Below are 24,139 nucleotides of genomic sequence, written 5' to 3' on the forward strand. Positions count from 1 at the left end.
GGGAGCGGAAGCCGGTCAGATCTCTCGAGCGACCTCCGTGTTAGTGAATATAGAATCACTAGACCCATCGCGCAACCAGCTCCGAGGTGCGGACGAGGCACGCCGGAGCGCACGCCGGCGAAAGGACGAACGCCGTCGCGCAGGAGCTGCTGCGCCCGTCGTCGCCAGATGGGTGCCGAGTAACCGCGCTGCTGTCGCGCAGGTCGGGGGCAGCGCGCAAGATCAGGAAAAGCGCCTGGTCACGTCGTGCAAGCGCCGTGCGGCTGCGACAGCATCCAGCGCGCGGTCATTCCGCCGCGTTGCCGCGATTCAACCCGCCGGGCGACAGGCCATCGGCACCACCGCGGAGGCGGTGTCGGGCGTGCCCTGCACGCCCGACACCGCCGGTGACAGCCTCTGGCTCTCGGCTCGGTGATGCTGGTGCTAGTCCATGGCCGCGAGGAGTTCGGCCCACAGCGACGCCTCGGCGTCATAACCGCCATAGAACGTGATGCGCCCGTAGACGTTGCCGACCTTGGCGCTGAGCCTGGGCCCGACCTCGGCAGGGGTTCCGACGACAGAGAACTCGTGCAGCATCTCGTCCGTGATCACGTCGGCCATGTCGTCCCAGCGCCCCTGCTTGGACAGCACGTTCAGCTCGTCCTGCGCCTCGCCCCAGCCATGCATCTCGAGTACCCGGCGATAGGCGGGTGTCGAGCCGTAGAACGCGATCCGGGCCTTCGTGGCACGGACGGCGTTCGCCAGCTCCTCCTCCGTGCGGCCGATGGTCGCGAAGACCGGGCCGTTGATGACGAAACCGTCGAGATCGTCTCTGCCCGCCCGAGCTCGTCCGCGGAGCAGGGCCGGAATCGTGACCTCCTCCAGGTACCGCATCGTCGTGAACGGGTGGACGAAGAACCCGTCCGCAACCTCGCCCGCCACCTCGGTCATCTTCTCGCCGACCCCGGCCAGATAGACGGGGGGCGGGCCGAACTCGTGCGGCTTCGGCGTGAAGAACGGCGTCATGAGTGTGTGCGTGTAGAAGTCGCCGCGGAAGTCGAGGGCCGCACCCTCGTGCCAGGCTGCCCAGATCGCGCGGGTCGCCAGGATCAGCTCCCGCATGCGCTCGGCGGGAGCTGACCACGGCATCGAGAACCGACGCTCGATATGCGGCTTGATCTGCGAGCCGAGGCCGAGCACGAAACGGCCACGAGAGTAGCGGGCGAGGTCGTAGCCGGCGTTCGCGAGCGTCATCGGCGACCGGCCGAACGCGACAGCGATGGCGGTCCCGACAGTGATCGTCTCGGTCGCCGTCGCCGCCTGCAGGCACTGGAGGAAGGGGTCGTGTTTGGTCTCGGAAGTCCAGATACCCGCATAGCCGCTGTTCTCGGCCACCACAGCGCCCGACTGCGTCTCGTCGATATCGTCGGGCAGGCTTGTATCGATCTTCACTGGTTCTCCTTCTGACTGGCGGCACGGCGATATCTCGCACGGCACCATCCGATTACCGCGCTCCGGCACTACGGGAAGATCCGGCCACTGATGGCGCGGCAGCTCCGGTCAGACCGTCAGCACGAGCTTGCCGTGGACGTCACCCCGGACCAGCCGTTCGAACGAGGCCCGGGCGTCCGCGAGCGGGCGGACGTCATCGATGACGGGCCGGACGCCGGTCCGGTCGAGGAACGCCACCAGATCGATCAGCTCGTCGCGGGTCCCCATCGTGGAGCCGACAACCGAGAGCTGAAGGAAGAAGATCCGAGTCAGCTCCGCCGGTGGGTTGTCACCGCTGGTGGCACCGGAGCAGACGATCCGCCCGCCGGGCCGCAGCGATGCCACCGAGTGATGCCAGGTCGCCGCGCCGACGGTCTCGATCACCGCGTCCACCCGCCGCGGCAGCCGGGCCCCGCTCTCAAGCGCGGCATCCGCCCCGAGGTGGAGGGCGCGCTTACGCTTGCTCTCCGCTCGTGAGGTGGCGAACACCGTGTGCCCGGCGGCCTTCGCGATCAGGATCGCCGCCGTCGCCAGGCCACCGCCAGCACCCTGAACGAGCAGGGTGCCACCGCCGTCGGCGGGCAGACCCGCACGGTTGATCACCATCCGGTAGGCGGTCAGCCAGGCAGTAGGCAGACAGGCCGCCTCCTCCCAGCTCAGCGACGCCGGCTTGGGTACCAGGTTGCGGGTGGGCACGGTGACCCGCTCGGCCAGCGTGCCGGGGTGCAGCTCGGAGAGGAGGGTCCGCTTCGGATCGAGCGTCTCGTCGCCGTCCGCCGCGGCCGGATCACCGATCACCGCGTGCACAACCACGTCGCGACCGTCCTCGGTGACGCCGGCGGCGTCGCAGCCGAGGATCATCGGCAGCCGCTCCGCGGTCAGTCCCACCCCACGCAGGCTGAAGAGATCGTGGTGGTTGAGCGCCGCCGCGCGGACCAGAACCGTCGTCCAACCATCGGGTGCGGGCCGTTCCGGCTGCTCGCCCACCACCAGGCCGGCGAGCGGATCGTCAGGATGCGTGGAGACGGCGGCGGCAGCAAGCATGGCCTGGAAGCTACGGCCAGTCCGGTCCGCGAAGCCAGATATTCATATAGCAAATGCTATGTGGCATTCGCCACAGCCGACTTTCGTCGAGGAGGGCCGTCCCGCTGGATCCGGTCGGCTGGCTCACGCCGCCTGTGTCCAGGCGGTGGTGGCGTCGTCGTCGGGGGGTTCGGTGACCATGTCGGTGTCACCGCCGAACTGGCGGGTGTTGGGGTCGGCGGTTGGCGCGTACAGGGGCCAGCCCGGGTCGCCGGTGGCGGCGAAGCGTGCCCACGCGCCGGTGAGGTCGTGCTGGATCTGGCGGAGTTGTGGTGTGGCGACTCCCCGGCGTTCGAGGGAGTCGAACAGGACGAGGAGGTCGGCGGCGTGGAAGGCGCCGAGTCCAGGCCCGAAGGGTTCCGCGGCGAACAGGTAGGTGTGGGCTCGGCCTCCGGCGGCGACCTGGGCGGCGGCCAGTCTGCTGGCGGGCAGCCGGTAGATGGCGTCGGTGAGGAACCGGGCGCGAAGGTCGCCGGCGTCGGCGTCGGGGGCTCTGCGCCGGTAGCCGGCGAGGAGCCGCTCGGGAACGGGAGCGCCTGCCTGGCTCATCTCGGCGAGCAGGGCGGCCTCGTCGGCGGGGATGAACGCGGCCCCCTGCATGGTCTGGAAGAGCCGGACCTCGTCACGGTTGGCCGCGACCAGGAGGCCGATACCGGCGGCGTCGCCGGCGGCGACCGCCTGTTCGGGATGCCGGGGCAGGATGGTGCCGTCGTGGACGACACCCCAGGAGCGTCCGCCGGGCAGGTTGCGGCGGCCGATGTCACCGTCGATGACCGTGTGCTGTGTGTCCAGGATCCGCTCGACCGGGATGTCGAGGAGGTCGTCGACCTTCTGGAGGCCGAGCGCGGCGAGCAGGTCGGTGGCGATCGCCGTACCGGTGTCGGCGTCGAAGATCCGTGACGCGCTCCCGCTGCTCAGGATCGCCTTGTGGAAGGTGCCGGCGGCTGCGGGCATCGTGAGCAGTGCGCCGACGCAGAACGCTCCGGCGGACTCGCCGGCGGCGGTGACGTTGCCGGGGTCGCCGCCGAAAAGCGCGATGGTGTCGCGGACCCAGCGCAGCGCCGCGGCCTGGTCCTGCAGGCCGAGGTTGCTGCTGCCCTCCCAGGCGGATCCGCCGAGGTCGGCGAGGTGCAGGAAGCCGAGCGCGCCGACCCGGTAGTTGGCCGCGACGACCACCGTGCCGGTGAGGCGAGACAGGGCCGCACCATCCGTCGCGGGCGGGGCGGCGGAGCCCGTGTCGAATCCGCCCCCGTAGAACCAGACGATCACCGGAAGGTTGCCGGTGAGATCCGGAGTCCAGATGTTGAGGTAGAGGCAGTCCTCGTCGCTTTCGAACGTCATCGCAGCGCCCGCGCCGCTGCGTGGGGACGACGTGGCTGCCGGAGACGCGCCCTTCAACGCGGAGACGCGCTGCGGGGGCGCGGCGCGGAACCGGGTGGCGTCCCGGACGCCCGACCAGGCGTGCGGTGGCTGCGGGGGGCGCAGCCGCCGGGGCCCGACCGGTGGGGCGGCGAACGGGATACCGGCGAACAGGGTCCCGCCGCCGGGTAGCGGGGCGCCGCGCAGCGTGCCCGCGGGCGTGTCGACGAGATGGGGATCGGTCATTGCCGGTCACGCCTCCGTGCGGTCGGGAAGGTTCATCTCCAGGAGTGACGAGCCGAGGGTCTTGCCGTGTGCGTCCAGGTTGAGGCTCTGGGTGACGCCGCCGTCGAGCGCCTGGTGGAGGACGAACTTAAGCGCGTGCAACTGGGGGAGCTCGTAGCGGTCGACGTGGCCGGCCACGATGTCCGCGAAGTGCTCGCGTACCCGCTCGGCGGTGACATGTTCGCGCAGGAAGGGGAAGTCGTCGGGGTGGTAGGCGATGACCGAGATATCTGCGAGGTCGCCTTTGTCGCCGCCGCGGGAGTGGGCGATGTCGTGAAGTCGCACCGTCAGGACTCCAGGAGGGTGACGTCCGGGCTGACCTGGTCACGCGGCAGGAACACCGAGGCCAGCCCGATGAGCTCGCGTGCGTCGCGGGTGGCACCCCCGCCCCCCGCCGGGCCGTTGAGCCACAGCGCCGTCACCTCCCGGCCGATACGGCGGGCATCGACCAGGCTCGCGGTGCGACCCGCCACCCGCGCCCGCACCTCGACCGGCTCAGCCGGCGGCAGGTGGCCCGCCCCTCGGTGGACGGCGTCCACACCGATGAGCTGGAAACAGATCTCGGTGGCCGGTATCCCGATCAGCGCAAGCCGCTCCTTCACCACCTCCAGGGCCAGCCGGCCGCGGGCCACCGCGCCTGGCCCGGCGTAGGAGATCTCCCCCGTCCCGACGTAGCCGTCCCGATAGGCGACGGACACCTTCAACGAGTCAGGGCGTTCCCGGCCCGCGATCCCGAACACCGCCACCTCGTCATCACCCACCTGTTCCAGCCTCGCCTGGGAGAGGTCCGCGACCACGTCGGGGGTGCGGTAGGCGGCCGGGTCATGCACCTCATAGAGGAGCTGCTCGGTCATGGTCCGCACCGTGACCCGGCCTCCGGACCCTGCCACCTTGGTCACCGTGAACGAGCCGTCGCTGGTCACCTGCGCGATCGGGAAACCCAACCGGGCGAGATCGGGCACGTCCTTCACCCCGGGGTCGGCGAAGTAGCCACCGGTGACCTGGCCGGCGCATTCCAACAGGTGACCAGCCGCGGTGCCCCGGGCGAGCAGATCCCAGTCCTTCGCGGACCAGCCGAACTCATGCACCAGCGGCGCCAGGTACAGCGACGGGTCCGCGACGCGCCCCGTCACCACCACGTCCGCTCCCCGTTCCAACGCCCGCACGACCGGCTCGCAGCCGAGGTAGGCGTTGGCCGACACGACGGCGTCTCCCAGCGACGCGACCGTGCTCTCCCGCTCCAGCAGCGGAGGGTCCGCAGCCCGGACCGCGTCCAGCACGTCGTCCCCGGTCACCGCGGCGACCACCAGCCCGCGCAGGCCACGGCCTCGGGCGGTCTCGACGATCACCCGGGCCGCCGCCAGCGGGTTGGCCGCGCCCATGTTCGTGACGACCCGGACGCCCCGGCGGACACACGGCTCGAGGACCGCGGCCATCCGCTCGCCCAGCCACTCGTTGTACCCACCGTCCGGATAACGCAGCCTGTCCAGCTGGGCGAGCGCCACCGTCCGCTCGCCCAGACACTCGAACACCAGATAGTCCAGCCGACCCCGCTCGGCCAGCTCGACCGCGGGCTCGATGCGGTCATCGGCGAAGCCCGCGCCGGACCCGACACGCACGATCGTCATGGCATCGCCCTCATACAGCCCGAGTCTCCACGCGCCATCCAGACAGTAGAAATATCAATTTGACATTGATCCATACCCTTGAAGCATGGACCTCACCCTGCACCAGCTGGAGATCTTCACCAGGGTGGCCCGGTCGGGATCGTTCACCCAGGCCGCCCGCGACCTGCACCTGAGCCAGCCGGTCCTCAGCCGGACGGTCCGCGACATCGAACAAACCCTGGACACACGCCTGCTCGACCGAACCTCCCGATCGGTGACCCTCACCGCGGACGGCAGGGAACTCCTCGACATCGCCGAGAACATCCTGGCCGGCTACAGGACAGGGATGAACAGCTTCGCCGCCTACCGCGCCGGTGAACGCGGCACGATCACCCTCGCCGCGTTGCCCTCCATCGCGGCGAGCCTGCTACCGCCGATCATCTCCGGGTTCCTGGCCGACCGCCCTGACGTCCGTTTCGTCATCCTCGACGGCACGACCCGGGAAGTCCTCGACCACGTCCAGTCCGGAACCGCCGATCTCGCGCTCACCGACACCGCCATCGTCCACCCGAGCCTCGACACCCATGCGTTACGAGAGGATCCCGTGCTGGCCGTCCTCCCGACCGGGCACCGCCTCGCCGCCCGGTCTCGTCTCGCCTGGGCCGACCTCGCCGACGAGACCTTCATCGCCCTGCACCCCGACAGCAGCGTCCGCCACCTCACCGACCTCGCCTTCTCCCAGGCCGGCATCAGCCCGACGACCCTCGTGGAAACCCGCACCGTCGCCACCGCCGCAGGCATGATCGCCGCCAGGCTGGGCGTCAGCGCGATGCCCGAGCTCGTCCTTCCCCTCATGTCCTTCGCCGACATCACCGTCCGACCACTCATCTCACCCCCGATGATCCGCAAGCTGGCCGTCCATGCCCGGAGACAGCGGCCGGCCCCTGTCACCGCAGGCTTCCTCGATCACCTGCGCACCGGCTCCTGACCCGACGCGAGGCGGTGAGACTGGTTCAGTCCTCGATGGGGGTGACCCCGAGTGCCTTGTATCCGGCGGGCTGGCCGTCGCCGTCGAGAGTGGTGGTAAGCCCGCCGCGGACGCAGACCGACGGCGACTGCGGGTAGGCCTTGCCGTTACAGCGGAACCGCACGCCGTCCACACCGGTGAGATCGGCCGCCGACATCGACCTGAGAGCGGCGATCAGGGATTCCGAGCTGACGTCGCGGGTGATACCTTCGGTGCCGGTCCGGAACGCCATGACCGTCGTGAACATGTTCATTCCACTGTTTCCGCTGTCGTCGAAATCGCCCTTCGCGTAGGTCGCCATGACGGCGTCGTAAAGCTTCTTGGAAGGGCTGTCGGAACCAGCGGACGCCGTGGCGGCGATAACCGTCCCTTCGAGCGCATCCCCCGGCACGGCCTTGCGGGTCGCGTCGGTGACGCACTGCGAGACAGCACTGACCTGGCCGTCGAAACCGACCGCTCGCAGGCCGTTCATCGCGCTGATGCAGAACGAGTCGTTACCTACGATGAAGACGATGCCGCCGCCGTCGGCGACACGCTGCATCTGCGGCGTCATGTCGGCCGTGCCCGGTGGGACAGCGACCACCTCAAGGCCGACACCCGCTTTCTCGAACAGCTTGGGCGCGACGTTGTTGACCAGGTTCAGCGCCGCAGGAACATCGATCACGACGGCCGTGACCTTCGAAGCGTGACGATCCTTGGCCAGCCGCAGGGGAAGCGTGATCGTCCCGAAAGTCGGATCGCTCAGGATAAAGGTCGACTCGGCATCGGCCAACTGGTCAGCACCGCCCGAGGCGAACAGCATCACCGGCACCCCGGCGTCATGCAGCGGCTTCCAGGCGCTTTCGTTGACCGTCGAGCTGCCGATGAGGACGGCGGCAACGTTCTTTTCGATCATCTCGTTGCCGCAGTCGGTGCCCTTGGACGGGTCGGACAGTGTCTGGCACGTCACCAGCTCGATGGGCCGACCACCGATCCCGGAACGGTGCTCGTTCACGTACGCCACAGTCGCATTCGCCGCCGCGGCCTCCACCGTCGTATCCGCCACCGCGCTCCTGCCATCGGTCACGAACCCGATCCGGACCGGCGCGCCCTGGGCCACAGCCGACGGCCCGAGCAGCGCGGTCGCGCCCGCGCCGCCACCGTCGTTCTCACCGGTCGCCCGGTCGTTCCCAGAACTACCGCACGCGGCCCCGGAAAACAGGATCGCGGCCAGGAGCGACAGGCCCGCTAAACGGGTCCCCGCCGCCCGGCGTCGAACCCGTGACCGAGGCGGAACGTCAGATGACTGCCTCGTTATCGCCATATCCACTCCTCATTCGTGACCAGATTTCCGGGAACGGGAACGACGCAGGCCGGCCACGTGTACCGCACCCAAGCGAAAAACCGACCGCTGACCGCACACCCATCGCCCTCAGCCCGACGGATCAGCTACGGCCCGGGAGCGGCAATTCCAGAGACACAGACGGAGCGCAGTCGGACCGTGTCGGCAGATTTCCGGGTTTGTCATCAAACTGGCCTGGCGGCTGGAGACTGAGGCCGCACCGCACCGGCGCCCGCGACCCGATGAAGCTGCGGTGACCAACGATCGTGAACTCACCGCAGTCGGCAGGGAAGCCCGCGCCACACCTGCCCCGCGCAGTCCTCATGGCCCAACCTCATGCGGCCCGAGTCTCCACCCACCACCACCGACAACGGAAATATCAATATCGCATTGATCCATGCCTCTGAGACATCGACCTGGCCGACCGTGTTGCCGGCCGCGCCCTCGAGCCAGGTGGGTCGTGGCGGGGTACACCGCCGTCCCGCCCTCGACGGCAGGGTGGCCCTCCAACCGCGACCAGCGCCACTCGAACAGGTCGGTCGCGACCGTGGCGTCCCGTCCAGCATGTCGGACAGGTCGACGTCCGTACGGATCGCGCCGCGCGTGTCCCGGCGTGCGGCGGGGTGCCACAGACGACAGCCCTGGTCAGCCGCGGAACGCCTCGTCCGCGTGTGACGGGTCGACGCTGAGATCGCGGGCGGTACGTGTCACCGGTTCGCCGGTCAGGTGTTCCCAGCCGGCGATCGGGCCCAGCAGGTTCTCCAGGACCATCGCTCGGCGCCAGTAGAAGTGGGCGTCGTGCTCCCAGGTTTAACCGATCCCACCCAGCAGTGTGATCGGCTCCAGGCCGATCTCGGTGGCTCACGGCAGGCAGGCGACCGCGGCGCCGGCGGCGGCGAGGGCGCTCGGCTTCCGCACCGTCGCATCAGCCCAGCTCACCGACCCAAGCCGACTCCTGACACCCGACAGGGACGGTGATGAGCGGGGTACCGTTATCAGAGAAATCCTCGGAGTGAACCGATGGCACTGCGTGACGAGCGGTGGTGATGTGCGGGAATCCTGGGATTCAGGGGGCTTTGAGGATGGACCTTTTCGACCGGATGGAGATAGGGCTCGCGATCTTCGATCTTGACAGCGGCCGGGTGCGCAGGGTGAATCCGTCCACCTGCCGGATCCTTGGTCGCGATGAGTCCGAGCTCGTCGATGTCGCGTGGGAGACGCTGATCCATCCGGACGATCGGGACGCGCAGGTAGCAAAGGCGATGCAATGCCTGACTTCCGGGGAGGGCAGCTGGCAGGATGACGTACGGTTCGTACGCCCGGACAGGACGCTGGTCCACGTTCTGGCTACATGTGTAGTCATTTCGGGTGACGATGCCGAACGGTGCCTTCTCGTTCAGTTTCAGGACATAAGCAGGGAGATGGCATCGTACCGAAATCTTCGTCTCGTGGCGGAGAGCACGCCGGTGATCTTGTCGTTGATCGACAGAACCGGCCGCAGCCTGCTCAGTGAAGGTATTCCCGGGCACTATCGTCAAACCCTGGAATTTGCCCGGCGCAGCTCGGTCTTCGAGGCCTTCGCGGACCATCCCGAGGCGCTGGCACAGATTCGCCTGGCGCTGACCGGCGAGCGCGCGTCGGGGGTCTACGAGGCAGATGGGCGATGGTTCGATCAGAGCGCGGTCCCGATTCACGGGATGGACGGCGCAGTGGAGTCCGTCGCGGTAATCACAACTGACGTCACCGATCGTGAGGAGGCCCTCGCTCAGCTACGGGCACGGTCGGCCGAACAGGCGATTGTCGCCGACCTCGGCCGACGCGCGCTGGACAGCCCGAATCCTCCGTCGATCTGGCAGCAGGCCGCGACGGTGATCGCCGAGCACCTCCGCGCGGATCGTGTGACGCTGCAGCGAACGGGTCGGCTCAGCGAGGAACCCGAGCTTGTGGTTGCAGTCGAGGCGGGCGCATCCGCGTCCCACGGGTCCGCCTCGTCCGCACCGCCACCGAGCCCCGCCCACGAGCCCGAAGATGAAGGCGCGCCCGGCCTGAACCGTCGTCGTTCACCGTTGTGCACACCGATAGGCCGTTCTGAGGATCCTGACGCGGTCCTCACGGTTGTCCGTGGTTCTCCGGGTACGTTCGCTGATCACGAGATGGCGTTTCTGGATGGCGTCGCGACCGTCCTCGCCGCCGCGGACGCGCGGTTCCGGATCGAACAGCAGGTACGCCACCGGGCACTGCACGACGGGTTGACCGGGCTGCCGAACAGGACCGCCCTGTTGGAGACCATGCACCGTGCGGTGGACCGAGCCCGAAGCTGCCGACGCCGGGTCGGCCTGCTGTTCATCGACCTCGATGGCTTCAAGACCGTCAACGATTCACTCGGCCACCAGGCCGGCGACCAGCTGCTCCGGGACGTCGCCGAGCGTCTCCGCGGCACGGCGGGTAAGGGCGACCTCGTCGCTCGGCTGTGCGGAGACGAGTTCGCGGTCCTGTGCGACGACGACCCGACCCTCGCCTCTCTCCGGGAGATCGCGGACCGTGTCACCAACGGCCTCGCCGTTCCGAGAACTCTCGCAGGCCAGCCGGTCGCTGTGACCGCGAGCGTCGGGATCGCTCTGCTCGACAAAGGGCCGAACAACCACACGGAGCCGAGGGACGCCGACGGGCTGCTGCGCGCGGCGGACCTTGCGATGTATGCCGCCAAGCGGCAGGGCCGCGGCCGCTGCCTGGCTTTCGACGAGAACATGCGTGTCGAGGCTGTCCACCGCGCCGAGACCGAGAGGGACCTTCGGCGTGCCCTCGACACCCGGAGCAGCGAACTGCAACTGCTCTACCAGCCGATGGTGAGCACCACGGGCCGTGTCGCCGGTGCCGAGGTGCTGATCCGTTGGTGCCACGCCGGGCGCGGTCTGCTCAGCGCGGACATGTTCGTTCCGGTCGCCGAGGAGACCGGACTGATCGTGGCACTCGGTCGATGGGCGTTGGAGACCGCCTGCCGCACGGCCCGCGGGTGGCGGCCTGTGCCGCCGGGCGCACCCAGGCCACGGATCGCGGTCAAGGTCTCACCGGCTCAACTCGCCGACAGGCGGCTATTGGATGACGTCTCCTCGGTCCTCGCCGCCACCAATGCAGAACGCCGCTTCCAGCTGTGCCTGGAGATCACCGAGGAATCACTTATCCGATACCTCCCATCCACGGTGGCGACTCTGCACTCCCTCCGAGATCTCGGGGTCCGGGTGTACCTGGACGACTTTGGCTTCGGGAACTCCTTCCTAGGCCACCTGCGCGGCCTCCCGATCGACGGAGTCAAGATCGACCATCGGCTCGTCGCCGGGCTCACCACGGACCGGGCCGACCGAGCCGTCATTGATGCTGTCATCCGCCTCGCCCACGCGCTCGATCTCATCGTCATCGCCGAAGGTGTCGAGGCCTCCGACCAGGCCAGCGAACTCGGCCGCCTTCACTGCGATCTCATGCAGGGCCGTTACCTGGCCTGTCCACAGGACCGCCTGCCGGACCTGGACACCATCGCGGGGCTGTAGAAGCAACATGGCCTCTCCCGACCCGCCCGGGTCCGTATGACGGTGGACGTCGCCTGTCTCGCACGCACGCACGCACGCTCAAGCGAGGCGAACTCCGGTCTGTCTCCCTCCGCCTACCGCCCCGTCGGCTGCAGACGGGTGCCGCACCACTGACTCGATCCATCACCGTCGTGCATGACGTCGAAGCCGGTGGCATTGGCGTTGACGCGAACGAACGCATAGCAGGTGCTGACACTGCCCCGATTGGTAGACAGGTCGATCGTTCCGGGGACGAGGCCGCCTGCGTCGTAGTCCTTGACTGCGCGCAGATTGGTGATGAAGGACTCCCGGGTCGGGCAGGGACCCGCGGCCTGCAGGCCGCGGAGAAAAAGATCGGCGCTGATGTAGGAGGCGACGGCGACCTCCTGGTCAGGAGTTTCCAGGCCGGGCCCGTACAGGGCCATCGCATTCTCGTACTGGCCGATGGCAGGTGACCGTGACTCGAAGGGGGTGTAGTTGAGCCAGATGGACAGGCCGGCGAGTGCCGCCCCCTTCTCCTGCAGCAGCCGAGCATTGTAGCCGGTGGGGCTGATGATGACTCTCGGCTTGCCGCCACGCACGCGGACCGCTTCCAGGACTTCGGCGAGACTATCCATCGACACGGTGGAGACGATGATATCGGCCTTGCTCGCGATAATCTGGTCAGCGGTACGCGTGGCGCTACTGATTCCAGTCGTGAAACCAACACGTCCGACGGTTTCGATGTACTGGCTGCCGAGGCTGACTATCAGCTGGTCGGCGATCTCCGTCGAGCTTCCAGGATCTTCTTGCTGAAGTACGACAGCCCTGGTACCGCCCTGTGCTCTCGCATACCGGCCGAAGGTGGTTACTGCCGCACCCTTGGCCGAGACGTAGGAGAACGAGAACATGTTGTCGTGGTCGTTCCACAGCGACTCGGCCGTCAGCCCTGTCACCGGAACACCTGCCTGGTCGAGGTAGTCCGCGGACCCGGAGACCGCCGCGCTCAGCTGGACGAGCCCGAAGACCCTCTTCTGCTCGACGAGATCTTTCGCGACCCCGGCATTGACGCTTGGCGTGTCCGAGTCATCACCCGCGACGAGCTCGATCTCACGGCCGTTCACACCGCCGGTCGCGTTGGCGAGACCGATTCGGGCCTCGACAGCGCTGCGTGCCGGCCTGAACGCATCCGCGAGTCCTCCGGTGTCCGGATAGATCAGGCCGACCTTGATCGATTCCGGAGTCACTCCGGGAGCGTCGCAGCTCGCGACCCGACCAGCGTCCCCCTTGCCGGCGGAACAACCGGCGAGCAGCCCGACCGCCACGGCGGACGTCACCGCCTTGCGCCGCCAGGGAGATGAGCGTCGACGGCTTCCAGCCCGAAGCTCCTTCGCCGCCGCGAGCATGACGACTAATCGTGAGACACCCATCGGATACTCCCTCGCAGGTGCCACGGCCCCCGTGGTGACGCGTGGCGGAATGTGCGAACGCTCCGCCGGGGCGCCACGTGGCTGTGTGACTCCCGGGCGGCCCCACCCACTCAAGTGGGCTAGCTGAAATTGGATATTGGATATTTTAGTAGATCCGACCGGATCGGCTTCGGCGACATCGAGTCGGCGAGCTGCCGCGGCGAGCGCGCCACTCGTTCAGGATGACCGGCGGTGCCAGACCGTGCCGTTCAGGCCGAGTTGGACCCGACCGTCGGCGGAGAACCGAGGAGGGCGTCGAACCGCCGCGTCCCAGCTGGGGCAGATCACCGTGGAATCAACGCTCGCCCCTCGGGTCGCGCGCTGACGCCCGTGGGTCGCAGGCGGCGACGACCTGCACCGCTTCACGTATCGCTGAGCCATGTTGAAGCGGCCTTCCGCTCGGAGGACCGTAGCAGTGGGCCGAGATCGAGGACCCTTTTCGAAAGATTCATCAACATTCCCCGTGCCGGGATTCGGTTGGACGGCCGGCACTGACAGGGCCGGCCTCCGAGCAACGCCGGCCGGACGACCGGGCCGGACACGCCCACCACCTGCACCTTCTCCCCTCGACCTCTGAGCCGGTGGGGCGACCATAGGGTAGATACAGTGTCCAGTCAACGGCCTGCCTGTCCGCCTGGTTCGCCGGGTCAGCGCGGTTACACCAAGGCCTCGGCGGTGGTGGTGGCGCCGACGGCGGCAGGCCGCGGCAAGGGCGTCCCCCGAGTGCCGGGCAGCGGCCCGACGAAGCGCAGCGGCGTCTTCCCGTGGGGAAAGCCGGGGGTGCCACCCCAACCGGGCCGCCAGAAGCCGATCACACGGTCCAGGTCCTCGATCTCGCGGACCGCCGCCGGGTTCTCCCGCACCCGCAGGTGCTCCGCCCAGAGGTCCGTCCGCAGGGCGCGCGCCTGGACGAGGCTGACCACCGCGGCCGAGCACTCGCTGTCGTCACCTTCGAGGTTGTTCAAGCCCGACTGGCCCATGGAGCGGTCCATGAAGTTGGCGGAGCCCAGCAGGTAGAACTCATCGTCGACAATCACCAGCTTGCTGTGCACGATGGTGTCCTCGAGCCGCCACACTGCAAGGTTCGTCCGATTGGCTGGCCTGATGTCGGCCACCAGCTTCTGCACCTTGTCCGTGAGCGCGATGTTGCCCACAGGGTTCCCGTGCTCGTCCTTTCTCCCGGGAACCAGCGCGATGACCTTGACTCCCCGGTCGCAGGCCTGCCGCACCAGCGGAAAAAGGTGATCGACTGCGTCGAAGCCCTGATCCTCGACGTAGACGAACCGGCGGGCGGCACGCAGCGCCTGTGAGAGCGTGCGACGCACCTCGTGCACGCCGCCGCGCGGCCACCGATCCCAGCGGCGGTTGACGAACAGCTCGAACTCCTTGGAGTCCGGCACGGAACGAACGACGGAGACGCTGGTGTCGACGCTCACCGGAGCGAGGCCGGTGCGGGCCGGGGGATCCGGCATGACGATCCCCGGCGGGTTGTAGGGCCGAGCGGGGCCGGAGCCGATCCGGAACGTGCGCGGGTTCAGCGTGCGCGCCTCAAACCATCGAGTCCGGAACGTCTCGTGCACCCGGCCGGCCGCCTCCCCGGTCAGCCGGACCGCGGCGTCATGCCAGCCCAGCTGACCGGCATGCCGGCGGTCGTCGATCCGCTGGTGTTCCAGGTCCATACCGCTCACGAACGCTGTCAGGTCGCCCCGCCGGACAAAGAGGTTGATTTTCTGGTGATGGCTGCTGGCGAGGTTGCCGGACCAGTCCAGAAGGCAGCGGCCCGCGAGCGACGGACGCGCACGCAGACGGTCCATCGCGGCCACGTTGTCGTGCACGATGCGGATGAAGCCGCCCGCAACGCGCTTCACCCCTTCCCGCAGTGGCCTGGGCAGCCTGTCGACGTTTAGCAGCGCGTCGCTCGCCCACGCGATGACGCGTACGTCGACGCCTCTGCGCGCGACCCGGTCGAGCAGGCTGGCCAGAGTGTCGCCGCTTCGCGGGTCCAGGCGCAGCTCGTCCTCGACGCGCCAGCCCGCGAGGTACCACGCGTCGCCCTTGCCGCCGTTGCTCAGGAGGTCACGTGCCTGGCCGAGCAGCGCGGGAAAGAACTCCGACCCGTCGACGAGCGGTGTTACAGAACTGGCCCGGGAGAACGGCGCGGCATCGGTGCCACCGACGGGGAAGTAACGCCGTTCCAGAACGGTGAGGTCCTTTTCACGCCCCGGTTGCGGCGGGGTGGGGGGCGACGGCGGAGACGGCGGAGACGGCGGCGCCTGGGCGACGAGGTCCCGGTCGAGCGCCGCGATGGTGAGGGGCCCGACCACCGGGTCGCTGGGCGTGATGACGCGCGTGCTCTTGTAGTGGGCGACCGCGGCCCCGGTGCGCGGGCCATACCTGCCGTCGGCGGCACCGGCGGGCGTCAGGAACCCCAACAGGACCAGCGCCTGCTGGACCTTCGCGACGGCGGGCCCCGTGCTGAGCACCGGCGCGGGGAAGGGCCGGGTGCCGGGTGCCGCCAGGCGCAGCCTCCCGTTGGCGACGTCGCCGAGCGTCGGGTCACCGCGCAGCAGCCCGCTGCGCAGCGCGTCCGTCGGTGGTGTGCCGCCGCTCCCCGACGAGCCGGACTCACGCTCCGGCTGTTCGCCCTCGCGCTGGGTCGGCGCGCCCGCCCGGTCGACCACACGGGTCTTTCCACCGATGCGGATAGCCCGGGCGGTGTGGTCGCACACCGCGACCCCGACGGGAAAGCTCGCCGCCGCGTCGGCGAGTGCCCGGTGCCCGAACGGATGGCCGAACCGGAGCTCGGACGACGCGAGCAGCGCACTGCATGACGGGACGCGCCAGGCGATGAGACGCACGACCTCCACCGGGTCTCCGCCGGTGGCGGCGAAATCCGGCCAGCCAGCAGTGAGGCCTCCGTAGTGCAGGTTGTGGGCGACGGCGGCGCGCAGCCCACGCGTCCACGGCGGCCTCAGGGCGAAGGCTCCGATCCGCCCGGAACCGTTGATCAGCTGGAGGAACTGCGCGTCCAGGGTCGCCGCCACCAAGGCGGCGTTACGCGCGCGCACGTCACCCGCGCCCAGGAACAGGGCCGCGGGCACGGACCCCTCGGCGATGCGCACGAGCAGCGAGAGCAGCCGCCGGTCGCAGCGGATCAGGCGCTCGGCATCGTCGGCGACAAGCACCCAGCCCCGCTGGCTGTCCACGGCGACGAACTCCGCGCTCGTCACCGTCGTGAGCGCGCCGTCCTTCCCGGCAACGCGCCGCGAGATCCGCTCCACCGAGACGCCCGCGCCGTGCAGCAGCGAACGGGCATCGTGCGAGCGGCTCATCAGCGTGAGCAGCAACGTCTGGAGCTGGCCGGCCGCGGCGAAGCCACCACCCCAGGTGAGGTTGGCGCTGTCGTAGGCATTGATCGCCGTCGCGTCACCCTCGTTCGTGCTGAGGTCATGCCAGAGGTCGAGCTGGGCCTCCAGCAGTTGCTGTGGCGTCTGGTCCGGGTCGAGCCGAGCACCGGTGACCCGCACGGCCTCCGCTGCCGTCAGCGTGGTGACGAGCCGCCTGGTCGGTCCGACATAGCGGTAGCCGCGCATGAGGTACGACCCTCCGGGCTGCGGCGCGGTCGGCACGGTGGTGAACACGACGCCGCCCACGCCGTCACGGGCCGCTTCGATGGCGACGCATCGGGCCCGCACGGCGGGATCGGTGACTGGGCTGGCAGCCGCGGCCACGGGGTCGACGTAGATCAGCGAGATCTCCGCCCGCGTGCCCAGCGGCACCTGGCCAGGTAGCGGAGCGACGTCGGTGAGCGATCCGCTGCGACCGTCCCGGCCCACGGCCCTCGGAAGCAACGACAGCCAGTCCGGCTGCACGCCGGGTGGCCCAGGCGGACCCGGCGGCACCGGCGGCACCGGCCCGGGCGGAGGCGATGGTGGCACGGGGCTCGGAGGCACAGGCACCGGTGGAGCGGGCCGCGGCGGAACAGGGCGCGGCGGCGGTGGAACAGGCCCGGGCGGGAGTGGCCGGCAGGCCTGCTCAAGGGCCCTCAGCGTGACGGGTCCGACCACCGGGTCGGCGGGGTTGATGCGCCGGGCGCGCTTGTACCGCGCGACAGCGGCACCGGTCTCCGCGCCGAATCGGCCATCGGCGCCGTGCCGCGGCAGCAGGTAGCCCTGCGCGACGAGCGCCTGCTGCACCCAGCGAACGGCGGCGCCGTCGGAACGGACCCGACCCGCCCGCTCATCGGTGCCAGGTGCCGCGAGCCGCAGCGATCCCGCACGGACGAGGGCCAGGTCGCTGTCGACCGGGGGTGGCGGACATGCCGTCCCCGCCGCCAACTCGTGAACGAGTGACGCGAACGGCCCGGGCGACGGCGGCGCGGCCGGCGGGCCGGGCGTCTCGAGCAGGCCGACAGTCTCCGACAGGCCGGGAGTCTCCGACAGGCCTGGGAAGAGCTCGCCGAGTGGCCGCACCAGTCCCGACGCGCGGTCCGCCTCGCGGTCGAAGATGATGCCCAGACCGTCGTGGCATACGACCGACGACCGCCCGTCGGGCAGTGCGACCACGCCGTCGACGGCATCGAACGGGACGCCGCGCCAGTTGCCGGCGACCGGGCGTGGGAAGCCGGGACGCGGCGCGGAGCCGGTCGGCCGCACGCTGACGTAGCGGTCGCCGCCGAACAGGTACGCCGTGTCCTCCCGCCACCAGGCCGCGGCGGTGTGGCGGGGCCACGGCAGACCGGGCCAGACCCCCGCGGCGGCCTGCGGGTACCCCAGCAGCGTGCGGCGCCGGCGCCAGTCGACCCGCACGATCCTGGCTCCACGCAGGAGCACCAGGATTCCGTCGCCGCCGCAGAAGCCGGCGTCGACCCGGCCGTGGCCGCTGCCCGGGAACTCCTCGGCCGTCCGGCGCGGGTAGCCGGGCAGTACGGCGGAGGAGGTCACGTCGTAACGCCAGCAGCGGTCGTCCGTGAAGCGGTAGACGGTCCCGTCATCGACCGCGACGAGCACCGGAGACGCCACGGCTGCTCAGCCGTGCAGGCCGTTGACGGACTCGGCCTGGGGACGAGGCGCCGCGAACGGACGTGCGTTGACGCCGGGTGACCCCGTACCTCGCGCTCGCGAGGCCGTGGCGGGTCGGGCTGCCGCGCCGCCGCCGGCCGGCCTCACCCACGGGCGTACATCGGTCGGCAACGCTTTCAGGTTGCGCCCGGTGGCCAGCGACCAGTGCGTGATGATCGTCATGAGGTCCTCACGCAGGGTGTTGCCAGGTACGTCGGCATAGAGGGTCGCCGCGCCGGCCGGGTCGTCGAAGCGGCGCGCTTCGACGAAGCGCAACAAGGTCGACACCGGCTCGGCCAGCTCGAAGAAGCTGCGTGAAGCGCTGCTCGCCGGCAGGCCCACCCGTTCCGCGATCTTGTCCACGCGTCCGGTGATGCTGCTCGCGGTGGCCTTGAGATCCCGGACGATGGGGGTGTTGCTCTCCACCGTGAGGTGGAACCAGCTCATCGTGGCGACATGCCAGAACTCCTCGCGGGCGAGGTTGCCGTTGCGCCGGCGCAGCGTGAGCATGTCGGCCAGGGCCTTCGCGAGGCTTGCTATCGCCTCGGGGTCCGTGGCGTTCGCACCGCTGGTGTTGCGCGAGTTCTCGATGCCCCGCCACACCTCGGTGAGCAGCCGTTCGAACCACGTCGTGAACTCCACATTCGCGGCCAGGTCGGCCGGAAAGCGCGCCTGGTGCGGGGTGCCGGCGTGCAGCGGGAGCCCCAGCAGGCGCCAGTACGCCTCCTGCCTGGACCGCCGCAGGTCCGGTCGCAGTGAGCTGGTGATCCCTCCGATGTGGAACTGTGGCGGATCTCGGAAGAACAGCTCCTCCGTCGTGCGCAGCCACTGCTGGCCCTCGATGCTCGGGACCTCAAGGCTCTCGCCATGCAGATAGCGCTCCATCACCAGCGCGAAGATCTCGAAGATCCGCGTGCTCTCCACCAGGTAGGCGTAGCTGAGGTGGGGCCAGAGCAGGCGCTGCGTGACGCCAGGTGCCGGCGGGGCGGCGAAGGTGCCGGGCGCGCCATTGGCGGGAATGCCGGAACGCAGGCTGTCGCCGCGCAGCTGCGGCGGCAGCGCCAGCGCGCTGATGATCGCCGGGTCGCCGACGAAGGCGTCCAGGCCCGCCGCGATCGACCCGCCGTTGGCCCAGACCTCCTCGAGCCACCGGCTCAGCTGCCAGGGGTGAATGAGGAAGACGGCGTCGGAGGGCGGAACACCCGGCGTCAGCGCGCCGCCGGTGGCGATGAGTCGGCCGAGCGTGCGAAACATGGTGGGCTCCTGGATCAGGCGGAGGGTCGGGAGCGCGCGTTGGACGCGGGGACGACGAGCACGCCTCGGCGGACCGGCCGGTCTCCGCTGCGAATCTCGACCTCGAACCGTCGATGGGCCGGCAGCCGGAGGTCGGAGACGGCCAGCACGGTCACCTTGACTTCGCCGTGAACATCGACGGAGACGACTTCGGCGTCGTGGACCTTGCCATTGACCACGACAGTGATCGACGACGGCAGCCCCGTGCCCGTGACGCGCAGCGTGCCCGGCGGTTGCCAGGCCAGCCCGACCAGGCCGTTCGCCTGTGTGCGGCCAAGCTCGGTGCGCAGGACCTCGTAGTCGGCCAGCAGACCGAGCTGCTCCTCGGTCAGACGCGCGGGTGCCAGCTGCGACACCGCGGCGGCAAGGGCCGTCGACTCCTCGCCGCGCCGCGCGTTGGCCGTCCGCACGACCTCGGCGAACTCCTTCACCAGATGCTGGCCGTCAGTGGACGCCTGGCTGGTCACGAGCCGCTCGACAAGCGCGGTGAGCCTGGCCGTCTGCTCGATCTGCGCCCGTACGAGTGCTTCGAGGCTGGCGGGCTCGTCGCCGCCGCCCTTGCCGCGGGACTGGGGTGGTTGCACGGCTCCTCCTAGATGGATGGCAGGGTCGCCGGTCCGTCACCGGCGCGCAGGAGCCAGTCCTCGAAGCGGGCGGCCACCCGTGGCGCGTCCGCGAGGTCGAGGGCGGCCCGCAACGAGGTCCAGGCCAGAATGCGCAGCGACTCGTGGCGCTGCAGGTGCGTCGAGGTCCACAGGGAATCTCCGGCCCTGGCCGCCAGCCGCTCCAGCTCCGTGGGTGACACCCGGGTCGGGTCGGCGAGCGCCGCGAGGGCGCGTCCGTCGAACGAGCGCATCGGACGCCGCGTGCAGGCCGCCGCGAGCGCGCTCAGGCGCGGCAGCGTGTCTCGCGCCACCACACGCAGCTCGGGCGTGCCGCGCTCAAGCGGGTGCGTGGCGACCCAGGCGGCGCCCAGCTCGTCCCACGGCCCGGCACCGAACCACAGCCGGCACAGCTCCACGTTGAACAGCACCCGCAGCCACGCGGCGGGATGCGGGTCCCCGGGCAGGATGCGATAGACGCTCTCGCGCTCGCCGGCGACGACGTCGTGCAGCGCCGCGACGGCGCCGTACCCGACGAGGGCGAAGGCATGTACGTCGGCGGCGACCTCCGACGCCCAGCTGGACCAGGCCAGGGAGGCGGGGCTGCCCGCGGGGCCGGCCACCGCCCGCAGAACGCCGGCCAGCTCGGCGTTCCAGCCGGTCAGGTGGGCGACCTGGTGCCCCGTCTCGTGGATGAGCGCGGTCGGGCGCAGCAGGTTGTGGCGGGTGACCTTGATGGCCGCCGCCGGCGAGAGCGAGCCGCCGTCCCACAACCGCACCCGGGCACGCAGGATGGACGCGCCAAGGCCCTTGTCCACGTAGGTGAGGACCGGCGGCGCCGCATGGCCGAGCGGGCCCAGCACCGGCAGCAGGCTGTCGGCCGCGAGCATGTCGAGCCCTCGCAGCAGGGCCCCGAGCCGGGGCGTCGCGCGATGGTTCACCGCGTCGCCGAAGAACTCGAGCACGGTCTCGACCTGCAGGTAGCGCCGGCGGTAGGCGACCAGCTCGCGCTGGACCGTGGCAAGGTCCTCGCCCGACCCGGAGGCGACCTGGGCCGCGAGATGATCGCCGCGCGCTCGCAGCGCGGCCACCACCCCGGTGAGGTGCCGACGCAGCTCGCGGCTGAGGTAGTGTTCGACGCCGGCCCAGGCCGCCGGTGCGGCGAAGGCCTCCAGGTCACCGAGCGCAACCGTGGCGGCGCGCCAGTGCGCGACCTGGCGGGCGAGCTGGTGACGCAGCGCCGCCTGCGCCTCGAGTGGCGCCAACCTGGACGACAGGCCGTCCACATTGAGGACGTCAGACATGCCGCCAGCCAGGCCGCACGGAAACCTGGGCGTTGGCGGCCGCCCCCGCGACTGCCGCCGCGAGCTCGGTCCCCGCTGGGCGCGATGTCGGCAGCCGGCGCAGCAGGTCGGGTAGGTCACCTTCGGGAAGGAGCCGGACGACGAGGGTGACGCCCTGCGCACGGTGCTGCGCGGCGGTGCGCACCTCGGCCGCCCCGCCCTGGCCCAGGTAGCGGCTCACCGCGGCGTCGAGCTGCTGGACGAGGGCTCCGGCGAGCGCCCCAGCCGTGGTCGACGTCGCGGGGAGGCCGGCGCGACGGGCAAGCGAGCGGGTCAACACGGCCACCGTCCCCGCGCGCCGGCTTCGGATCAGCCCGATCACCGAGGAGGCCCGAAGCTCGGGGCGGCCGAGCGCCTCGGACAGCTCCTGTGCCTCACGCTCGGTCAGCCGCAGCGCCACACGTACCTCCGGCCGGCCGGCCCGCAGCACAAGCGACCCCGACCGGCGCACCCGACGTGCTGACCAGCTCCTGCTGACCGTCGGCGCTCTCGGCATAGAAGAGACGCTGCCCCACGGCGAGGCGGCGCGGGCTGCCGATCGCCGACCGGGGTACCGGCCGGCCGAGGCCCGGCTCACCCAGCATCATCCCCGCGGCGGCGGGCGTCAGTGGGTGCAGCCGCGACCACGCGCCGGCGCCCCGCACCCCGGGCATCGCGGCCGCCGTCATCGCCCGGTCCGTCGCCGCGATATGCCCGAGCCTGGTGCCCGGCACCGTCTCGTAGAGATGCACCCGCACCCTGGCGGGCCACTGGCGAACACCGCGCTCGCGCAGGGCATCGGCCAGGGTGCGGCCATGGAACACCGGAATCTGGCGGGCGACGTGCAGGGTGATCTCGACGTCGTAGGCGAGGGTGTACCTGCGGTACCGCCGGCGGGCCGTGCGTGGCATGTGCACCCAGCTCCCGCCCTGCCCCGCCGTCTCCCGCTCGGGCAGGTCGGGGCGCAGCACCTCGTCCGGCATCGACCTGGCGACCGCCTCGGCGAACGCCTGGCCACTTTCTGCCTCAAGGCGCAGTGGGTCCTCGAACACGTCGGGTGCCAGGGACGCCACGTGACTGACCGTCTCCTCGACGGCGCTCGTGAGGGCTTCGGCGGCGAGTTGGCGCGGCTCCTCCGCCTCCAGCCCGAGCAGGCCCATGCCGGCGTTGACGATCGGGCCGGCGACCACGTTCGCGGCCTGCGGACCGATCATCCTCTGGACCAGGCGAGCCAGATGCTTCGCGAGGAACCGGATGACCTTGTCCCGCCCCATGAGGGAGAAGCCCAGGCGCAGGACCGGTCGCAGGGCAAGCACCGCGGGGACGAACTGCTGGATCGCGGGTTCCGGGTCGCCGCCGGCAGGCAGGGCCGCGAGCTGCTCGGTGAGGCGGGCACGCGCGGCGTCGAGCTCGCCGAGCGGGTCGCGTGCCTCCTGCTCAGCGGCCCAGGACTCCGTCCGGTAGCCCTCGCCATAGGTTTCCGCGCCGTAGTTTTCGCCATAGGCCTCGCCATAGGTTCCCGCCTCGGTCCCCGTGGCGGCGATGACCTCGTCCACGAGCTGCTGGTCGAACTGTTCCGCCAGCAGCTCGGCTTCCGGGGCGGTCGCGGGAGCCTCCTCCTCGGCCGCGGCGGCGGATTCCTGGGCCGACTCGAACAAGGTGGCCTCGCCGGTAAGCCGGCTGGCCAGGCGCCGCGCGATGGGACGCACCGCGGAGGGCAGCCGCCCCATGCCGAGCTTGAGCACGTTGGAAAGCAGCTGCCGGGACAGACCCTTGAGCTTGTCGAGCAGAAAGCGAACCGGCGGGAGCTTGCTGAGCGCCGAAAGCCCTTTTCCGGCGAGGGAGACCGCGCTCCTGACGACCTTGCCGGCCTTACGCAGCATCCCGCGGATAAATCCCTCAAAAGCGGGCGCCATCGCGCCCGGAGCAGGGGCGAACGACTCGAGCAATGCCTCCAACTCGCCCTCCCGCAGGGCAGGCAGATCTTCCTGGGCAAGCCGCTCGCCCATCTGATCCAGCAACTGTTCGGTCTCGGTGCCCAAGGGGGCAAGCCAGGCCTCCAGCTCACTCGCGACCCCCTCCTGCGCCTCGTGCCCCGCCCAGGCCGACTCCCCGGTGAGGTGGACGGCGGCGGCCTCGTCGACGAGATCGGCAAGGGCTTCGTCGAACTGCTCGTCGCGGATCGCCTCGAGCAGTGCCTCGGCCTCGGCGACAGCACGGTCGCCCTCAGCTTCCCCGCTGGTCCAGCTCTCGCGCAGAAAAGGCGACAGCACCGCGGCCGGCGCCTCGGCGAACGACTCGCCGGTCGCGTCAGGTGTGAAGCCGAGCGCGGCGGTCTCCAGGAACGGCGACTCGTATGCGCCTTCCGCGAAGGCCGCTTCCTCATTGCGGCCCTCGCCATAGGCGGCTTCGTAGGACGCCGTCCCGTAGGAGCCTTCCCCGTACGCCGCCGCATGCTCGCCGCCACCGTCTGCCGCGGCCAGGTGTTCTTCGGCCTGCGTCGAGAAGAAGGTCATGGCCCGCTCCTATCGTGCTCAGACACCCACCGCCGGCATTATGCGTGATTCCGGGCCGGAGCAACGGCGAAAAAGCAGAAGATTAGGAATTCGGACATCAGCCTGCTCGCCCGCAAACTTCACAAGGCGATCGGTTTCTGAACCAGCTTGAGCGCAGTACGGGTAGGCCAGTCCCCCGAAAAG

Annotated in this window: 16 protein-coding genes and 1 pseudogene; 3 read left to right on the top strand and 14 right to left on the bottom strand. The window is 70.1% G+C overall.

The window, feature by feature from the left end:
- Nucleotides 1–423: 423 nt before the first annotated feature.
- The 5 genes from ACG83_RS30910 to ACG83_RS30930 form a co-directional block, all read right to left on the bottom strand.
- A complete protein-coding gene (locus tag ACG83_RS30910) occupies nucleotides 424–1,431 on the bottom strand; it encodes a TIGR03617 family F420-dependent LLM class oxidoreductase (protein ID WP_054569788.1) in 1,008 nt (335 codons plus the stop codon).
- 108 nt (nucleotides 1,432–1,539) lie between these two features.
- Complete coding sequence (locus ACG83_RS30915; protein ID WP_054569789.1) at nucleotides 1,540–2,514, bottom strand: quinone oxidoreductase; 975 nt, start codon at nucleotides 2,512–2,514, stop codon at nucleotides 1,540–1,542.
- A 123-nt stretch (nucleotides 2,515–2,637) separates the two neighbouring features.
- Nucleotides 2,638–4,158 (bottom strand): carboxylesterase/lipase family protein, encoded by a 1,521-nt coding sequence (locus ACG83_RS30920; RefSeq protein ID WP_076828453.1) that lies wholly within the window; start codon nucleotides 4,156–4,158, stop codon nucleotides 2,638–2,640.
- 6 nt (nucleotides 4,159–4,164) lie between these two features.
- The gene (locus tag ACG83_RS30925) at nucleotides 4,165–4,482 is read right to left on the bottom strand and encodes a hypothetical protein (protein WP_054569790.1); all 318 of its coding nucleotides are present in this window, start codon (nucleotides 4,480–4,482) and stop codon (nucleotides 4,165–4,167) included.
- A gap of 2 nt (nucleotides 4,483–4,484) precedes the next feature.
- Nucleotides 4,485–5,825, bottom strand: a complete 1,341-nt coding sequence (locus ACG83_RS30930; RefSeq protein WP_054569791.1) for an acyclic terpene utilization AtuA family protein — start codon at nucleotides 5,823–5,825, stop codon at nucleotides 4,485–4,487.
- Nucleotides 5,826–5,910: 85 nt separating this feature from the next.
- Here ACG83_RS30930 and ACG83_RS30935 point away from each other — a divergent pair, with 85 nt between their 5' ends.
- Nucleotides 5,911–6,792 (top strand): LysR family transcriptional regulator, encoded by an 882-nt coding sequence (locus ACG83_RS30935; protein ID WP_054569792.1) that lies wholly within the window; start codon nucleotides 5,911–5,913, stop codon nucleotides 6,790–6,792.
- 25 nt (nucleotides 6,793–6,817) lie between these two features.
- On the opposite strand, the gene ACG83_RS30940 is transcribed toward ACG83_RS30935, so the two are convergent.
- Both ACG83_RS30940 and ACG83_RS47670 read right to left on the bottom strand, forming a co-directional pair.
- Entirely contained in the window at nucleotides 6,818–8,134 is a 1,317-nt protein-coding gene (locus ACG83_RS30940) for an ABC transporter substrate-binding protein (protein ID WP_054569793.1), read from the bottom strand.
- A gap of 663 nt (nucleotides 8,135–8,797) precedes the next feature.
- The gene (locus ACG83_RS47670; RefSeq protein ID WP_255354789.1) at nucleotides 8,798–8,923 is read right to left on the bottom strand and encodes a hypothetical protein; all 126 of its coding nucleotides are present in this window, start codon (nucleotides 8,921–8,923) and stop codon (nucleotides 8,798–8,800) included.
- Nucleotides 8,924–9,252: 329 nt separating this feature from the next.
- On the opposite strand from ACG83_RS47670, the pseudogene ACG83_RS48145 reads away from it, so the two are divergent.
- Together ACG83_RS48145 and ACG83_RS47145 are read left to right on the top strand one after the other, a co-directional pair.
- Nucleotides 9,253–9,510 (top strand): annotated as a pseudogene (locus ACG83_RS48145) (PAS domain-containing protein); the annotation flags it as partial.
- A gap of 795 nt (nucleotides 9,511–10,305) precedes the next feature.
- Entirely contained in the window at nucleotides 10,306–11,697 is a 1,392-nt protein-coding gene (locus ACG83_RS47145; protein ID WP_235498305.1) for a bifunctional diguanylate cyclase/phosphodiesterase, read from the top strand.
- A gap of 113 nt (nucleotides 11,698–11,810) precedes the next feature.
- Here the strand turns inward: ACG83_RS47145 and ACG83_RS30950 are convergent, their stop codons facing one another.
- The 7 genes from ACG83_RS30950 to ACG83_RS30980 all read right to left on the bottom strand — a co-directional run bounded on the left by ACG83_RS30950 (nucleotide 11,811) and on the right by ACG83_RS30980 (nucleotide 23,956).
- On the bottom strand, nucleotides 11,811–13,124 hold the full coding sequence (locus ACG83_RS30950; RefSeq protein ID WP_235498306.1) for an ABC transporter substrate-binding protein: 1,314 nt from the start codon (nucleotides 13,122–13,124) through the stop codon (nucleotides 11,811–11,813).
- Between the two features lie 695 nt (nucleotides 13,125–13,819).
- Entirely contained in the window at nucleotides 13,820–18,184 is a 4,365-nt protein-coding gene (locus tag ACG83_RS30955; RefSeq protein ID WP_054569796.1) for a peptidoglycan-binding protein, read from the bottom strand.
- A gap of 6 nt (nucleotides 18,185–18,190) precedes the next feature.
- The gene (locus tag ACG83_RS30960; RefSeq protein WP_054569797.1) at nucleotides 18,191–19,477 is read right to left on the bottom strand and encodes a hypothetical protein; all 1,287 of its coding nucleotides are present in this window, start codon (nucleotides 19,475–19,477) and stop codon (nucleotides 18,191–18,193) included.
- Nucleotides 19,478–19,491: 14 nt separating this feature from the next.
- Nucleotides 19,492–20,100, bottom strand: coding sequence for a hypothetical protein (locus ACG83_RS30965; RefSeq protein ID WP_054569798.1), 609 nt, complete (start codon nucleotides 20,098–20,100; stop codon nucleotides 19,492–19,494).
- 8 nt (nucleotides 20,101–20,108) lie between these two features.
- Nucleotides 20,109–21,422, bottom strand: coding sequence for a hypothetical protein (locus ACG83_RS30970; RefSeq protein ID WP_054569799.1), 1,314 nt, complete (start codon nucleotides 21,420–21,422; stop codon nucleotides 20,109–20,111).
- Nucleotides 21,415–21,861 carry a hypothetical protein gene (locus ACG83_RS30975; protein WP_152991574.1) on the bottom strand — a complete coding sequence of 149 codons (447 nt, stop codon included), beginning with the start codon at nucleotides 21,859–21,861 and terminating at the stop codon, nucleotides 21,415–21,417. Before ACG83_RS30975 ends, ACG83_RS30970 begins: the two co-directional genes overlap by 8 nt.
- A complete protein-coding gene (locus ACG83_RS30980; protein WP_054569801.1) occupies nucleotides 21,836–23,956 on the bottom strand; it encodes a hypothetical protein in 2,121 nt (706 codons plus the stop codon). Before ACG83_RS30980 ends, ACG83_RS30975 begins: the two co-directional genes overlap by 26 nt.
- Between the last annotated feature and the right edge of the window lie 183 nt (nucleotides 23,957–24,139).

It is taken from the genome of Frankia sp. R43, assembly GCF_001306465.1.
Taxonomy (GTDB): Bacteria; Actinomycetota; Actinomycetes; order Frankiales; family Frankiaceae; genus Parafrankia; species Parafrankia irregularis.

What these genes read in the sequence shown, in the direction of transcription:
- ACG83_RS30980 (WP_054569801.1), bottom strand. Translation starts at nt 23,956, where the DNA reads ATGACCTTCTTCTCGACGCAGGCCGAAGAACACCTGGCCGCGGCAGAC.
- ACG83_RS30935 (WP_054569792.1), top strand. Translation starts at nt 5,911, where the DNA reads ATGGACCTCACCCTGCACCAGCTGGAGATCTTCACCAGGGTGGCCCGG.
- ACG83_RS30970 (WP_054569799.1), bottom strand. Translation starts at nt 21,422, where the DNA reads ATGTCTGACGTCCTCAATGTGGACGGCCTGTCGTCCAGGTTGGCGCCA.
- ACG83_RS30960 (WP_054569797.1), bottom strand. Translation starts at nt 19,477, where the DNA reads ATGTTTCGCACGCTCGGCCGACTCATCGCCACCGGCGGCGCGCTGACG.
- ACG83_RS30950 (WP_235498306.1), bottom strand. Translation starts at nt 13,124, where the DNA reads ATGGGTGTCTCACGATTAGTCGTCATGCTCGCGGCGGCGAAGGAGCTT.
- ACG83_RS47145 (WP_235498305.1), top strand. Translation starts at nt 10,306, where the DNA reads ATGGCGTTTCTGGATGGCGTCGCGACCGTCCTCGCCGCCGCGGACGCG.
- ACG83_RS47670 (WP_255354789.1), bottom strand. Translation starts at nt 8,923, where the DNA reads ATGGTCCTGGAGAACCTGCTGGGCCCGATCGCCGGCTGGGAACACCTG.
- ACG83_RS30940 (WP_054569793.1), bottom strand. Translation starts at nt 8,134, where the DNA reads ATGGCGATAACGAGGCAGTCATCTGACGTTCCGCCTCGGTCACGGGTT.
- ACG83_RS30915 (WP_054569789.1), bottom strand. Translation starts at nt 2,514, where the DNA reads ATGCTTGCTGCCGCCGCCGTCTCCACGCATCCTGACGATCCGCTCGCC.
- ACG83_RS30930 (WP_054569791.1), bottom strand. Translation starts at nt 5,825, where the DNA reads ATGACGATCGTGCGTGTCGGGTCCGGCGCGGGCTTCGCCGATGACCGC.
- ACG83_RS30920 (WP_076828453.1), bottom strand. Translation starts at nt 4,158, where the DNA reads ATGACCGATCCCCATCTCGTCGACACGCCCGCGGGCACGCTGCGCGGC.